Raw genomic sequence first — 15,133 nt, 5'->3', positions numbered from 1 at the left:
TCACCGCGTCAGCCCAGCGCCGCCTCGATCGCTGCCGCGATGCGGAGGGCGTGGCGATCGACCATGCCTTCTTCCTCGCCTTCGACCATCACGCGTGCCAGCGGTTCGGTACCGGAGAAGCGCACGACCACGCGGCCGCGGCAGCCGAGCGCGTCTTCGGCTTCGGCGATCGCGCCGGCCACCGAAGGAATCGCTTCGAGTGTGCGGCGTTCCTTCACTTTGAGGCTGACGAGGCGCTGCGGATAACTGCGAAGCAGGCTGCGGCCGTGCGACAGCGGCTTTCCGGTCAGCTTCATGCAGGTCAGCACCGACAGCGCGGTGACCATGCCGTCGCCGGTCGTCGCATGGTCGAGGCAGATGATGTGGCCGGATTTTTCGCCGCCGAGCTTGAAGCCGCCTTCGACCATGCGCTCGACGACGTAACGGTCGCCGACGGGCGTGCGCTCGAGCGTGACGCCGCGCTCGCGCAGCAGCACCTCGAGGCCGAAGTTCGACATCACGGTCGCCACCACCGTGTTTCCCGCAAGATCGCCGCGCTCGAGCATCGCAAGCCCGAGAATGGCCAGGACGTGGTCACCGTCGACTTCCTCGCCCTCTTCGTCGACGAGGATGCAGCGGTCGGCGTCGCCGTCGAGCGCGATGCCGACGTCCGCCTTCTCGGCGCGAACTCGCTCGCGCAGCGCCGCGACATGCAGGGCGCCGACGCCGTCGTTGATGTTGTGTCCGTCCGGGGAGACGCCGATCGAGACGACCTCGGCGCCCAGCTCCATCAGCACCTGCGGCGCGACTCGATAGGCCGCACCGTGCGCGCAGTCGATGACGACGCGAAGACCGTCCAAGGTCAGCTCGCGGGGAAGCACCGTCTTCAGGAACACGTTGTAGCGACCGTCGGCATCGTCGATGCGGAACGCCTTGCCTATGCCGCCGCCGGTCGGGCGGATGCAGTCGAGATCGTCGCCGAACATCAGGCTCTCGATGGCCAGCTCGGCCGAATCGGCCAGCTTGAAGCCGTCGGGGCCGAAGAACTTGATGCCGTTGTCGGAGTAGGGATTGTGCGACGCCGAGATCGCAACGCCCGCATCCGCGCGCACGCTGCGCGTAAGGAACGCGATGCCCGGAGTGGGCATCGGCCCTACCAGCAGCACGTCGATGCCCATCGACGTCAGGCCGGCCTCCAGCGCGGTCTCGATCATGTAGCCGGACAGGCGCGTGTCCTTGCCGATGAGGATCTTGTGGCGGCGGTTGCTCGCGGTCTGGAAGTGGCGTCCGACGGCGCGGCCGAGGCGAAGCACCGTTTCCGGCGTCATCGGCTCCTGGTTGGCCGTGCCCCGAATGCCGTCGGTGCCGAAAAGGCGGCGTTCCTTTTTGGCTGGCCCGGCTGGCCCGCCTGGCCCGGCCGACTGGTTCCCCGCTGCCATTGCTGTTCGAGCGCCCGCCGCCGGGCTGGCGCTCAGACTCCTGCCGGCAGCGCAGCCCCGGTGCCGGAGAGAATGACGTCGAGCTCGCGACCGTCGAGGGTCTCGCGCTCGAGCAGGGCCGAGGCCATGCGGTGCAGCGCCTCGATGTTCGCCGACAGGATCGCTTCGGCGCGGCGGTACGCGTTGGTCAGCAGGCTCTTGACCTCGATGTCGACGAGCCGGGCAGTGTCCTCGGAGTACTCGCGCTGGTGGTGAAGGTCGAGCCCGAGGAAAGGCTCCTCGCTGCCGCGCTTGAGCATCACCGGTCCGAGCGATTCGCTCATGCCCCACTCGCAGATCATCTTGTGCGCGAGCTGGGTCGCGCGCTCGATGTCGTTGCCGGCACCGGTCGTGATCTCCTTCAGCACGAGCTCCTCGGCGACGCGGCCGCCGTACAGGATCGCCAGCGTGTTGAGCAGATAGGTGCGGTTGAACGAGTGACGATCCTCTTCGGGGAGCTGCTGCGTGACACCGAGGGCCATGCCGCGCGGTATGATCGTCACCTTGTGCACGGGGTCGGTGCCGGGAAGCATCCGCGCGACCAGCGCGTGTCCCGACTCGTGGTAGGCGGTGTTGCGCTTCTCGTCGTCGGACAGGACCAGGCTGCGGCGCTCGCTGCCCATCAGCACCTTGTCCTTGGCGGACTCGAAATTGCTCTGCGTGACGGTGTCACGGCCTTCGCGCGCGGCCATCAGCGCCGCCTCGTTGACGAGGTTCTCGAGGTCGGCGCCCGAGAAGCCGGGCGTTCCCTTCGCGACGTTCTCGAGCTCGACGTCGGAGCCCAGCGGCACCTTGCGGGTGTGCACCTTGAGGATGCCGGTGCGGCCGCGAACGTCGGGGCGCGGCACGACGACGCGGCGGTCGAAGCGGCCGGGGCGCAGCAGCGCCGGATCGAGCACGTCGGGCCGGTTGGACGCGGCCATGAGGATCACGCCCTCGTTCGACTCGAAGCCGTCCATCTCGACGAGGAGCTGGTTCAGCGTCTGCTCGCGTTCATCGTGGCCGCCGCCGAGGCCGGCTCCGCGGTGGCGCCCGACGGCGTCGATCTCGTCGATGAAAATGATGCACGGCGCATTCTTCTTGCCCTGCACGAAAAGGTCGCGAACGCGCGAAGCGCCCACGCCGACGAACATCTCGACGAAGTCCGATCCCGAAATCGAGAAGAACGGAACGCCCGCTTCGCCGGCCACCGCGCGAGCGAGCAGCGTCTTGCCGGTGCCGGGAGCGCCGACCAGCAGCACACCCTTGGGGATGCGGCCACCGAGGCGCGTGAACTTCTTCGGGTCACGCAGGAACGCGATGATCTCCTCGAGCTCGTCCTTGGCCTCGTCGATGCCGGCGACGTCGCTGAACGTCACCTTGTTGGCGTGCTCGGAGAGCAGCTTGGCCTTGCTCTTGCCGAAGCTCATCGCCTTGCCGCCGCCCACCTGCATCTGGCGCATGAAGAAGATCCACACGCCGACCAGCAGCAGCATCGGGAACCACTGGACCATCATCTCGATGTACCAGGGATCCTGCGTCTCGGGACGCACGGTGAAAGGAATTTCCTTGTCGAGAATGTGCGAGGCCGTGTCGTGGCCCGGAGGCGCGTAGGTGCGGAACTCCTTGTCGCCTTCGAGTCGTCCGCGCAGGGTGTCGCCCTGCATCGTCACCGACTCGACGCGACCTTCGTCGACCTCTTTGATGAACTCGCTGTAGCTCAGCTCCTGGTCCTTGACCTGCTGGGCCTGGAACATGTTGAACAGCAGCACGACCATCAGGCCGAGCACGAGCCAAAGTGCGAGATTTCTGGAGAGCTGGTTCATCTGGTCGAAATGCCGGCTTTACCTGTCTGTTCCCGGGAAACGTGCGCCGCAACGGACAACCTGGCGGGCCCGCGCTGCGACCGGCGCGGTCGAAGCGAGGCAACGTGGCGGATTCCTTCGCGAAATTCCCAGCCGCAGGAACCTAACACGGGCTCGACAAGGCGGCAACACGCTTGTTGGACACTGCCGCGCGCCGCGCGCGTCAACGCCGGGATACCCGGATGATGCATTCGTCACGGTCGGGCGATCTGTCAACGCCGTCGCGAAGACTCTTCGCAAGGCTGCACGGCTTCGGGATCTGCAGGGCGGGACACGTTTTCGGGCTGCCTCGAGGCGTCGGCGCAGATGCGTCCGGCGCGGCACGACAACCTTGCCAGCGGCAGGTCGAGCCCGCCCGCCGCCGGACCGGTGGCCAGCCACTTCTCGATTGCCAGCAGATGGCGGCTCGTGGTCGCCCTGCCGGTACGGTCTTTCAGCCACGACCGCAGCGCGCGCCGGACCAGTGCCTGGTCGGCCCCGGACATCGTTTCCAGGTCCAGCTCGACGCCGGCCTCGCCCCTTCGCGAAGCGTAAGCGAGCAGGCGCGCGGCTTCGCGTTCGAGGAATTCCTCGTCGGCCCGCCACAGCGGCGCAACGTCGAGAAGGTGGTCGAGCGCTCCTTTGCCGAAGCTCGCCTCGATTGCCGGCAGCACCGTGCATCGAAGGCGGCCCCTGGCGTAACGCAGCGACTCGTTGCTCGCGTCCTCTGCCCACTCGACGTCGCGGGCCGCGAGCAGCTCGCGAAGCTCGCTTCGCGAAATGCCGAGCAGGGGCCGCACGAATGGAAGGCGCACGGCCTTCATTCCTGCCAGGCCGCCGAGCCCTGCTCCGCGCAGAAAACGAAAGACGATGGTCTCGATCTGGTCGTCGCGATTGTGGCCGAGAAACACGAGGCGGCAGCCGCGCTGCTCGGCGAGGCGGCCGAGCGCCTGCCGGCGCTGTCGCCTCATCGTATCCTCGTCGCCGCGGCCGGGATCGATCTTTTCGAGGTCGAAGGAGGCGTCGCAGCGCAGCGCCGCCTGTCGCACCAGCTCCTGTTCGGCCGCGGCTTCGGCCCTCATGGCGTGGTCGATGCACGCGACGTGCAGCGTTAGCGAGCGCTCGCGCGCAACCAGCGCGAGGATTTCGAGCAGCGCCATCGAGTCGCTACCGCCGGACACAGCGATCAGCACGTGCTCGCCCCGTGCCCCCGCCTCGTCCAGAACGCGGCCCGTGCGCTCGAGGCAGCGGTACACGACGCGGGGAAGCTTTTTCTGCATCGATTCGTTCACGCCGGGTTCGGGCGAGCGTGTTCCACCCCCGCTGCTGCAGCAACCGTGCGGCGCGGGCAAAGGCCGCGGGAACTGGATCGAGTGGCAATCCGGCACGGATTCGGCGGCGCTGCGGGAAGGCGGCGGGAGCGGGCGGAAAGGAACAAATGGAATTCCGATGGAAAGCCCCGGCGGCTTTTGCCAGCATCGCGGACGATGACAGGTTCCCTTCCCGCTACCGGCAGCGTTGCCGGATGCCTTCCGATTGCGCGGTTGCGAAGCGACCGCGGCAGAACGTCGCCAATTCTGCTGCGTTTGCGCCCTCTTCAGTTGCTGGCTCTCCTGATCGCGCTCTGGCCCGCCTGCGCGGCGGCCGGACAGCTCGAAGAAAAGCCCCCCGCCCCCGAGACTCCTCCTCTCCACGCGGCCGGAGGATGGCCGACCGACCTGACGGCCGATACGAAGAAACCCGGCCGCACTGCCGAGCAGCAGGCCCAGCTCGATGCCGTGACGCACGAGCTGGCGCGGCTTGCCCGAGATTTCGGTCCCGACAGCGTCGTGCTCCAGTCCAAGTTCTTGATCGGGAGCATGGCCGCCGGTGCGATCGGTCCTACCGAGGTGCGCGTCGCGGGTCCGTCGCCGTCGTCCGACGATCACCTGGAGATCGACATCGAGACGGGGCTCTACTTCAGCGGCAAGACGACGACGATCCAGTCGCGCACCGACAAGGTCTGGAACGACGTCGCACTGCCGGTGCTCGACGGCATGAAGTCGTTCCTCATCGAGCCGGCCAACCTCGATCTCGTGTTCCTGTTCGACGTGCAGGACGATGCCCTCACTCCCGAGGCGCTCGACCCGACGGTCGACTCCCGCCACGAGGCGTTCCACGTCAAGCTGAGCCACGCGACGCTCGCCGACATCGCCGTCGACAAGGTCGAAGGCGATGCGGTGCGGCAGCAGGCCGAGCTGACGCCGGTGACGACGGTTCCCAGGCCCGGGCGCCCGGGCCAGCCGGCTTCGTCGACGCAATAACGGGGGCCGGCACCAGCAGCACGATTCCGCTGGTGCCTATTCCGCTGGTGCCTGACCCCATTCCGCTGGTGCCTGACCCCATTCGCGAACGCTGCGTTACTGCAGCGGGAGCGCCGATTTTCCGATCTTCACGACGAGGAAATCATCGCCGTAGAGCTGGTGGCACGTCGTGCACGCGGTCGTCGCGTTCGAGAGCGCCGTTGCAAGGGCCGTCTTGTCCTTGGCAGTGATCGCGGTGCCGATCGGTGCGAGGCTGCCGGTGATGAAGGTGTCGAGGTCCGGTTCCATCCCCGGGCGCGTGAGCGACAGCCGGTCGAACGCTTCTTCGATCTCCTGCCGCTCGTAGTCGGCAAGATCCCAGTTCTGCTTCTTGCCGGCTGCTGCCAGCGCGTTCAGCCGGATGCCGACCTGCAGCATCACCTGCGAAGCGCCCGGCGCGATGTCGCCGAGCACGTTGATCTGGTCGACCGAGTCCGCGTACTTCGATGTGTCGCGGATCCAGCTTCCCTCGGGATCGGGAACGTAGATCGACGACCACACCACCGCTGCGGCACCGAGCAGACCGATTGCCGCAAGGCTGCCGACGAGCCCCTTTCGTCCTCTTCTCCTGCTTGTCATGGGAAACACCCATCCCTTTGCCCCCGCAGGTGGCGAGGGCTGCTGGCGAACTACGGTTTCCCCGGCCGTGTTCGTGGCCGCCGCGCGGTCCCGCGATCGTGATGATCGCGGGACCCGAGGCGGCGGGATGTCGTGTCTGCTAAGGCCCGGTCGCGCTGAAGACCGTGCCGTCAGCCGTTTTCACCTGGCTGAGCGTCGCACCGTAGCAGTGGCCGCTGCTGTCGAGCAGCTGCACGGTCGCGTGCGTGGCACCGTTCAAGGCGGCCGCGATTCCGACAGGCATGTTGTTCGCCGACGAGGTGTTCTTCGCCGAAACCGAGACCTTGCCCTTGCCGGCATCGCCGCCGGAAAGCTGGATCTTCTGCACGCCGTCGGCGGTCAGGTCCTTGTCCTTATACTTGTAGCCGGTGGTCTTGACGCCTTCCCAGCAGGGATCGGTGCCACAATTCTCTCCGCCCTTGACGATGGAAAGCTCGCCCTTCAGCGCGTTGCTGCCGTCGTAAATGCACAGCGCGTAGTTCGTCGTTCCGATCACCGGATCGCCGAAGTCGGTCGCTGCCAGCGCCGGCACCAGCTTCTGGATCTGGGCCTTGAGCTTCTCCTTGCCGGCGCTCTTCTCGTTGACCGACAGCTTGGACTGGCCGGAGGCCGTGCAAGGCGCAGTCGGAGCAGGAGCGCACGCGACCGGGATCGTCGTGGTCGTCGTAGTAGTCGTGGTCGTCGTTGACGTGGTCATCGCCGTGGGCGGGCAACCTGGATCATCCGGCGAGTCGCGAAATCCGTTGCCGTCGTTGTCGAGACCCTTGCCATCGGGATCGCCGATGAAATTCTCCTGGCTGCTGCTGCACGGGTCGTGAAGGTTCGAGGAACCGTTGTGCAGGCGGTAGTACGGAGGCCGCGAATATTCCGGCAATCTTGCCGGCGGCGGATTCGGAATGCCCGTGACGGGGGACCCCGGATAGTGGCAGCTCGAGCAGATCATCACGCCGGCGGCAGCGTGGACGTCGCGCAGCCCGTAACCGGTAGCCTTGGGCTTGCCGCTGGTGATCGAAGTCTCGCCGTAGTTTTGACCGTGGCAGCCGGCGCAGCCGTAGCCACCGCCTACGCCGCTGGTGACGGTCCGCACAGGCGTACTTGCGCCGCCGTGCGGGTGACAGAAGTTGCACTGCATGATGTTGAACTTGTTCAGGTGCTCGTCGTGCAGGGTGTTCGTGGGGCCTCCCTTGAACCCATTGTGGCACTCGACGCAGCCGTGGCTGGTGCCGTCATCGTAGAACTCGTACGCCGCGGCATCGCGCGCGCCCGTCAGCGCAGCCAGCAGCGCTGCCGCCGCGACTGCCGCCAGAACGCCGCTCCTTCGTCTCGCGTCAAGATGGTTCATCTCTCTCCCCTCTATTGCTTCTGTTCTAGCGAGGCCAGGTTCTTCTTCGCGTCGGCGTTGCCGCCGTCCAACGCAAGCGCGTCGCGGAACACCCGGGTCGCGTCGTCTTTCTTGCCGAGCCTGGCCAGCACGACGCCGAGCTGGTTGTAGACCGCAGCGCTCGGCTTCTCTCCCACCGACTTGCGATACGCGGCCTCGGCCTCCTCGAGCTGGCCTTGCCTGGCCAGGGCATCGCCGAGGTTGTTGTACGCCGGCACGTACTTGTCGTCGGCCTCTACGGCCTTTCGGTACTGCTCGACGGCATCGTCCATGCGCCCCTGGCGGGCCAGCGCGAAGCCGAGCCCGTTGTAGGTCTCGGCGTTGGCCTTGCTCGCCAGCGCCTCGCGGTAGTGCGACTCGGCGTCAGCATAGTTGCCCGACATGACGCTGGCTACAGCCAGATTGAAGTGCGCCGAGGCACAGTGGGCGTCCAGCGCCAGGGCTTTCTTGTAGTCCGCCTGCGCCTCGTCCGCCTTGCCGAGCCGGTACAGGATGAACCCGAGATCGCTGTAGATCTCGGCCTTCGGCTGCAGCTCCAGGGACTTGCGATAGTTCGCGGCCGCGTCGTCGAACTGTTCCTGCTCCACCAGCGCCAGCGCCAGGTTGTCCAGGGCCTTGACGTGGTTGGGGTCGGAGGCCAGCGCCTTGCGGTACTCGGCGACGGCGTCGGGAGTCTTGCCTTCCTGGAACAGCGTCCACCCGAGCGCGTTGTGAAGCTCGGCATTGTCCGGATTGACGGCAAGCCCCCTGCGAAACGACCTCTCGGCGCCGGTGTGGTCGCCGGTGTGCTCGTTGGCCATCCCGGCGCGCAGGAACGAGTACGCGTCGAGGAACTGCTCCTTGATCTGCGTGATGCCGTCGTCCGGCAGGCGAACGAACTCCGGGATGTTGGCTGCGCGGTCCGACGACGTGAAGTGCTCGAGCAGCACCGGCGGGCTGTCGTTGCCGTCCGCGTCGATGTGCGTGAGGAAAAGCTGCGTGTACGGCGTGTTCATCTTCGACGAGAAGACGAGCCAGCGGCTGTTGGACGACCAGCTGTGCCAGGAGTTCATCAGCGGCGTGTTGTAGCGAAGCCGCCGCGGCGTGCCGCCCGAAGCCGGGATGATGTACAGCTCGCTGTCGGGCTGCAGCAGCATGTAGCTGTTGGATTTGCAGAAGACGATCCATTTCCCGTCGGGAGAGAACTTGGGGAAATAGTTGCTCTTGCCGTTGCTTCCGGCGCCCTCGATCGGCTCGGCCTTGCCGCCCTTGCCGTCGTTGAACGGGATCCGGAAGAGGTCGTAGCGGAACGGCTGGTGGTCGCGCGTGAACTCCGGGACGTCCTTCTCGTCGATCAGCGCGGCGTTCTGCTGGTCGATCTTCTGGTCGTGGTAGGCCTTGGTGCGCGCGAAGACGAGGGTCTTGCCGTCGGGGCTCCAGACTGCGTTCGTCTGCACGTACTGGGGATCGTCGGCACCCGGAAGGGCCGCAAATTTCTTCGTCTGGCGGTCGTAGACGACGAGGATTCCCTTGATCGGGAAAAACAGCTGCGAGAACGTGATGTCGGGAACCGCGACGAACACCGAGCGGTCCTTGACGGTGCTGATCACGTAGCGGCCGTCGGGCGACATCCTCGAAAGAAGGCCGAAGGTCAGCTCGCCGTCCTCGCGCTTGTAGTCGGCCCAGGTGATGATCTTCTCGTCGTTCATCACCATGTTCTTCGACACCGGCATGATCGCGTAGGCGCCCTTGTCGTTGCCGTAATCGACGTCCATGCCGAGCGCGCTCGCGTTGTCGGCAAACGAGTGGCAGTTGCCGCACACCGGCAGGTTCGAGAGCACGATCGGCGGGCTGTCCTCGTTGTCGACGGTCCCGAAGCGCCAGCGGATCCGCGACGGATCCTGCACGGCAGTAAGGAACGGCAGCGGGACTTCGCGATAGAAGATCGCGTCCTTGACGGGGTCGTCCGACGTGCGGAAGTGCACGCTGACGCTCGAAGGCGCTCCACCGGCGCGCGCGACGGAAATCTCCGCATCCTTGTCGCGGCTCTTCGCCTTGATCTGCCTCCACTGGTCTTCGGACGGTCGCCAGCGCGAGGCGTCGACGCTGGCCGTCGCGGCCGGAGCATCGCCGGCACGAATGGTCACGGTCCAGCGGTCCGCCCCGCCGTCCTGCCAGACGATCGTCGGAGCGACGCCGTCGGGAGGAAACAGCGTCGCTTCCTGCGGGTAGGTGATCTTCAGCGGGACATCGGCGGCGGGGCGCGCAGCGGCGGGCGCGGAAGCGGGCTCTTTGGTGGGAGCCGCAGCCGTCGAATCAGAGGTACTCGCAGCCTTGGCCGAAGCGGCTCCTTGCGCGGGCGGCGCGGCGGAGCTCTGCGCCGCCGGCTTTGCCGGTTCGGTGCCGCGCGGCGCGGCGCTGTTCGAATCGCATCCGGCCGCAGTCATGCACGCGACGGCCAGCAGCGCAGCAAGGAAACGCCGTTTCATCAGGAGCCTCGCGCCTCGCGGCCGAGCGGCAGCAGCGCGACGGCTTCCGCTTCGCACAGCAGCTCGGGGCGGCAAAGAGGTGCATCGACGATCGCGCCCGGAAAACCGCGAAAGCCGTGCGCCGCATAGATCTCGCGCAACACGCCGACGTCCTGCGGTCGTTTCAGGTACGTGACTGCCGAGACGAGGTCGTCGAAACCGGCGCCCTGCTGCTCGAGCAGCGCGCGGATGTTGAGCAGCATCCGTTCGGCCTGGGCGCGAAAATCCCCGACGTGGACGCTGCGCCCTTCCTCGTCGATGCTCGCGGTGCCCGAGATCTGCAGCACCACCTTGTTCGCATCGGCCAGGCGAAGCCCGCGCGAAAAATCGGCGCCGTAAGTCCACGCTTCGTTCAGCGTGGGTGTCGACATCGTCGGCGCCTCGAGCGGCTTTGGCGCGCGCACGGCCTGGAACCCGAGCGTGAAGTCGTGCGCAGCGGAATCAGGAATGCCCTGGACTCCCGTGCTCGCCGGTCGCCGCTCGACGCCCCGGCTGGCGAAGAACTCGCGCCTGGCCTGGTTGAACGCTTCGTAGTCGCGATCGATGTCGCGAAGCTGGATCCACGTGCGCACGACGTCGCGGAAATCCATTCCCGCCTCGCGCAGCAGGGCCTCTCCTTCGCAGAACATTGCGAACGCCTCGTCAAAGGCGCTGCCGCCGCGGCCCGTGGCGCTTGCGCCGCGTCCATGGATGCCGCCGGCGTGCACGTGGGTCTGCTCCCCGACCTCGAGCACCCTTGCACTCTGGCCTGCCGAGCAGGCCGGGCAGCCGCAGGCCGCCCGTCGAACGACGAGCCTGCTCGTCGCATCGCCGCCAACGCGCGGGATTCGCGCGACGGCAGCGAGCTCGAAGGCCGCGCCGTCCAGGGGCGCCTGGCCGATCATCGTAGAGGAAGGAACGCAGCGCCCGCCCTCGGCGCCGCCGAGTACGCGCGCCGCAGCCGCGCGCAGCAGGTCTGCATCCTCGATGCGGCGAAAGAACACCGTCTCGGTGACGAGATCCGCAGCGCCCGCTCCTTCCGATTCCAGCGAAGCGAGCAGCGTGCGGTACAGCGATTCCGCCTGGGTGGCAGCGTCGGCCGCGGAGTCCGCCGGCCGGCAAAGGACGTGGATCTCGTCGGCTACCGGGCCGCGAAAACGGCGAACCAGGTCGGTGGATCTACTGCCGGGATGCATGCGCGACTTTCGTGAAGCAGCGCTGCGCTTGGTGGTGGCCGGGGTCAAGCCGGGTTCGGCGCCGGGCGCCCGCAGGAGGAAGCCGGGCCATTCAGATTGGCACGGCATGGAGCGCCACGCCTCCGTCAGGAGAGAGCGTCCCCGGCCGCCGCAAACGCGGCGACCGGGGACGAAGCAAGTGGGAACCGTGAATTCATTCGCCTCAGCCGCACTGCAGCGTCGCACCCGGCGTCATGTCGGGGTGCTTGTACGTCCCGTAGTCATTCCCGCAGAACCGGTTGGTGTGGTGCGTTCCCGTCGAGTCGACCAGGATGTACGTGAAATCGGCAGCGTACGCCGAGAGCGGATTGCTCATGTCCGGCATCGTTCCGTTGCCCAGGATCGTATTGAACTCCGTGTTGTCGCGATCCGGGTACGGGTCGTACGACGGCATCGCGTGGTTGCAATCGTAGTCGGCGCCGTCCGTCGCCGTGCACCAGTCGATGACGCTGACACCGTAGAAGTTGTTGTTCTCGATGTCGTTCTTCGTGATCAGCACGTCGTCGACGCCGAGGATCAGCACGCCACCGCCTGGGGGGAGACCGGCAGCCATACCGCCCATGGCGCTGTTCGCCGTGTTGTTGTCGTGGATGTGGTTGTTTTGCAGCGTCCACGGACCGTACGCGAACGGCTGGTTTCCAAGCCCGGACGCGTTCGGATGGTAAAGGCCGACGCCCGTCGTGTTGTCGTGGATCTCGTTCTTTTCCATGTCGACGCTGCCCGAGACCGTCACTTCGAGACCCGTCGGGTTGTCGTGAATATCGTTCTGCAACACGCGCACGTCGGTGGACGCCTCCACCCACAGGCCGCTGTCCTTCGAACCGTAAGACGTGTTGCGCTTGACGGTGCCGGTGGCCGAGAGGGTCGGGAAGATCCCGTTCTCCTCGTTGTTGGCCACCGTGTTCTTCTGGATCTGGAAGTTCGAGCAGTAGCGAAGGTGGATTCCGTTGTTATGGAAGCCCTGGATCGTGAAGCCCTGGATGCGGAACCCGTCGACCATCGGGTCCGTATCGTTGACGGGCTCGACGAGGATGCCGTCGCTCTGGCCCGGGACCCCCTCGAGGATGACCGGCGCGTCGGGCTTCGACTTGCCCTTCATCCGGATCGCCTTGTTGACGGTGACCGCAGCGCCGGTCACCGCAACTTCGTGGTACGTGCCGGGCAGCACGAGGACGGTGTCACCGTTGCTCGCCGCGTCCACGCCAGCCTGGATGGTGGTCAACGTCTCACTCGGGCCGACCTTGATCGACTTGGCGGCCGCAAACCCGGGCATCGTTACGATTGTCGCTGCTGCAACGAGTGCAGTGGCGATCCATTGGTCCTTTTTCTTCAACACTTGCCCTCCGCGAAAATCCCAGGGCGCCGGTCCCGGCCGGGCAGCCCCCCATAAAGTGACGTGAGAGTCATATGTCAGATCAATCTGACAGACTCAATGCAATATTTTCGATCAGCGCACGGCAGCGCCGGATCCTGCGGTTCCGGGACGGAAGCGGCCGAAAACATTCAGGATAAGCCGACCCCCAGCAGGGCGCCGATCCCCCACGTCGCGGCACCCGCCGCTGCTCCGAGAAGGAGCATCCGCAGGCCCCCCGCCACTGCGCCGCGCCCGGAGAACAGGCTGAGCACGGCGCCGAGCGCGAACAGCGCCACCGACGACAGCGCGATCGAGATCCGCAGCGCAGAAGCGCCGAGCCCTGCAACGAACGGCAGCAGCGGCAGGGACGCACCTGCCGCAAACGACACGAACGAAGAAAGCGCGGCGCCCAGCGGAGAGCCGAGGTCGTCGGGGTTGAGCCCGAGCTCTTCGCGAGCCAGCGTGTCCAGCGCCGTCTTCGGATCGCGGACGAGCACGTGCGCAAGCTCGCGCGCCTTGTCGACCTCGACGCCGCGCGCCGCGTAGATCAGCGCAAGCTCCTCGGCCTCCTCCTCGGGATAGAGCGCAAGCTCGTCGCGCTCCTGGCCGATCTGGTACTCGAACAGCTCGCGCTGGGAGCGCACCGAGACGTATTCGCCCGCCGCCATCGAGAACGCGCCGGCGAGCAGCCCGGCCGTGCCGGTGAGCAACACTGCGCGCGGGTCGGTCGAAGCTCCCGAGACCCCGAGGATGAGGCACGAGTTCGACACGAGCCCGTCGTTGACGCCGAACACTGCCGCGCGAAGATTGCCGCCGCCGACGCTGCGATGGCGCCCGCCGACTTCGGCAACGGTCGTCGGCATCAGGTGACCGGTGGCCACCGGCGCCGCATCGTACGCCGACAGCCCTCGCACCTTCACCGCCGCGAGCAGAGGCCGGCAGCGCCGCGGCCCGAGAAGTCGTACGAGGAATGCGACGATGCGCAGGCGCGGCGTCGGCCGGAAGCGAAGCGGCTTCTGCGAATCCGGTATCTCGGCCGCGATGATCGCGGCCTGCTCGTCCGATGCTGCCGCCAGCGCGCGGAACAGCCCTGCCCTCCTCTGCTCCGGCTCCTCGTCGGCGACGATGCGATAGACCCAGCTCGACGCCTGCTCGTCGAGCCATCGCTCCAGCGGCGGCTCCGAAGGCCGCAACGGTTCACTCATGCGCGCCGCACCGGTCGTGCATCACAGCAGCTCGACGGCCATCGCGGTGGCTTCCCCGCCGCCGATGCACAGCGAGGCGACGCCGCGCCGCCCGCCGCGGGCGCGCAGCGCGGCAACGAGCGTCACGAGGATGCGGGCGCCCGAGGCTCCGATCGGATGCCCGAGCGCGCAGGCACCGCCGTTGACGTTGACGCGCTCCGGATCGAGGCGATGCTCGCGCACGGCAGCCATCGCGACCACCGCGAAAGCCTCGTTGATCTCGAACAGATCGACGTCGCTTGCAGTCCAGCCGGCAGCGTCGAGCACTTTGGCGATCGCGGCAACCGGCGCCGTCGTGAACCACCCCGGCTCCTGCGCGTGCGTCGCATGCGCGACGATGCGCGCGAGCGGTGCCAGCGATCGCCGCGACGCTTCGCTCTCGCGCGAGAGCACGAGAGCCGCCGCACCATCCGAGATCGACGAAGAGTTGGCCGCGGTTACCGTGCCGTCCTTTCGAAATGCCGGCCTCAGGGTCGGGATCTTCGCAGGATCGGCCGCAAACGGCTGCTCGTCGCGCGCGATGGCGCGCTCTCCACTTCGATCGGCCACGACGACCGGAACGATTTCGGACGCGAACGATCCGTCCTCGTTCGCGCGTTTGGCTCTTTCCAGCGAACGCAGTGCCCAGGCATCCTGCTGCGCGCGCGAGAACGAATACTTCGCGGCACAGTCCTCGGCGAAGGTGCCCATCAGGCGCCCCTTGTCGTAGGCATCCTCGAGCCCGTCGAGGAACATGTGGTCGACGATCGCGCCGTGCCCCATGCGCTGGCCGGCGCGGGCTTTCGGCAGCAGGTACGGGGCGTTCGTCATCGATTCCATGCCGCCGGCAACGACGATGCGGGCGCTGCCGGCAACGAGCACGTCATGGCCGAGCATCGCCGCCTTCATCCCCGAGCCGCACATCTTGTTGATGGTCGTTGCGCCCGTCGACCTGGCAAGCCCGGCGCCGAGGGCAGCCTGGCGCGCCGGTGCCTGCCCCTGCCCTGCCGGCAGCACGCAGCCCATCAACACCTCGTCGATTTCTTCGGCGGCGACTCCGCTGCGCGCGACCGCTTCCGCGATCGCCGCAGCGCCGAGCTGCGGCGCCGACTTGTCGCGAAAAACACCCTGGAAACCGCCGAGTGCCGTGCGCACCGCCGACACGATGAGGACCGGATCGATGCCCGCCATGGCGCACCATTGCCGTTGCGATG

Annotated in this window: 11 protein-coding genes; 1 reads left to right on the top strand and 10 read right to left on the bottom strand. The window is 67.0% G+C overall.

Annotated features, from left to right (window positions below):
- Window positions 1–8: 8 nt before the first annotated feature.
- The 3 genes from glmM to tilS form a co-directional block, all read right to left on the bottom strand.
- Window positions 9–1,418, bottom strand: coding sequence for a phosphoglucosamine mutase (gene glmM / locus VGK20_09095; protein ID HEY2774192.1), 1,410 nt, complete (start codon window positions 1,416–1,418; stop codon window positions 9–11).
- 32 nt (window positions 1,419–1,450) lie between these two features.
- The gene (gene ftsH / locus VGK20_09090) at window positions 1,451–3,262 is read right to left on the bottom strand and encodes an ATP-dependent zinc metalloprotease FtsH (GenBank protein ID HEY2774191.1); all 1,812 of its coding nucleotides are present in this window, start codon (window positions 3,260–3,262) and stop codon (window positions 1,451–1,453) included.
- Between the two features lie 251 nt (window positions 3,263–3,513).
- Window positions 3,514–4,572 carry a tRNA lysidine(34) synthetase TilS gene (tilS, locus tag VGK20_09085; protein ID HEY2774190.1) on the bottom strand — a complete coding sequence of 353 codons (1,059 nt, stop codon included), beginning with the start codon at window positions 4,570–4,572 and terminating at the stop codon, window positions 3,514–3,516.
- 309 nt (window positions 4,573–4,881) lie between these two features.
- On the opposite strand from tilS, the gene VGK20_09080 reads away from it, so the two are divergent.
- Entirely contained in the window at window positions 4,882–5,583 is a 702-nt protein-coding gene (locus tag VGK20_09080; GenBank protein ID HEY2774189.1) for a hypothetical protein, read from the top strand.
- 96 nt (window positions 5,584–5,679) lie between these two features.
- On the opposite strand, the gene VGK20_09075 is transcribed toward VGK20_09080, so the two are convergent.
- From VGK20_09075 to VGK20_09045, 7 genes are all read right to left on the bottom strand, one after another.
- The gene (locus tag VGK20_09075; GenBank protein HEY2774188.1) at window positions 5,680–6,201 is read right to left on the bottom strand and encodes a hypothetical protein; all 522 of its coding nucleotides are present in this window, start codon (window positions 6,199–6,201) and stop codon (window positions 5,680–5,682) included.
- A 139-nt stretch (window positions 6,202–6,340) separates the two neighbouring features.
- Window positions 6,341–7,582 carry a hypothetical protein gene (locus VGK20_09070; GenBank protein ID HEY2774187.1) on the bottom strand — a complete coding sequence of 414 codons (1,242 nt, stop codon included), beginning with the start codon at window positions 7,580–7,582 and terminating at the stop codon, window positions 6,341–6,343.
- Window positions 7,583–7,593: 11 nt separating this feature from the next.
- Window positions 7,594–10,089, bottom strand: a complete 2,496-nt coding sequence (locus VGK20_09065; protein ID HEY2774186.1) for a tetratricopeptide repeat protein — start codon at window positions 10,087–10,089, stop codon at window positions 7,594–7,596.
- Window positions 10,089–11,303 carry a RidA family protein gene (locus VGK20_09060; GenBank protein HEY2774185.1) on the bottom strand — a complete coding sequence of 405 codons (1,215 nt, stop codon included), beginning with the start codon at window positions 11,301–11,303 and terminating at the stop codon, window positions 10,089–10,091. Before VGK20_09060 ends, VGK20_09065 begins: the two co-directional genes overlap by 1 nt.
- A gap of 202 nt (window positions 11,304–11,505) precedes the next feature.
- A complete protein-coding gene (locus tag VGK20_09055; GenBank protein ID HEY2774184.1) occupies window positions 11,506–12,675 on the bottom strand; it encodes a right-handed parallel beta-helix repeat-containing protein in 1,170 nt (389 codons plus the stop codon).
- A gap of 170 nt (window positions 12,676–12,845) precedes the next feature.
- Window positions 12,846–13,901, bottom strand: a complete 1,056-nt coding sequence (locus VGK20_09050) for a VIT1/CCC1 transporter family protein (GenBank protein ID HEY2774183.1) — start codon at window positions 13,899–13,901, stop codon at window positions 12,846–12,848.
- Window positions 13,902–13,922: 21 nt separating this feature from the next.
- Window positions 13,923–15,110, bottom strand: coding sequence for an acetyl-CoA C-acyltransferase (locus VGK20_09045; protein ID HEY2774182.1), 1,188 nt, complete (start codon window positions 15,108–15,110; stop codon window positions 13,923–13,925).
- Window positions 15,111–15,133 lie beyond the last annotated feature (23 nt).

Source organism: Candidatus Binatia bacterium (assembly GCA_036493895.1).
Classification (GTDB): domain Bacteria; phylum Desulfobacterota; class Binatia; order UBA1149; family CAITLU01; genus DATNBU01.
Note: the sequence above shows the minus strand (reverse complement) of the source record. Positions and strands in the feature narration are given on the sequence as shown.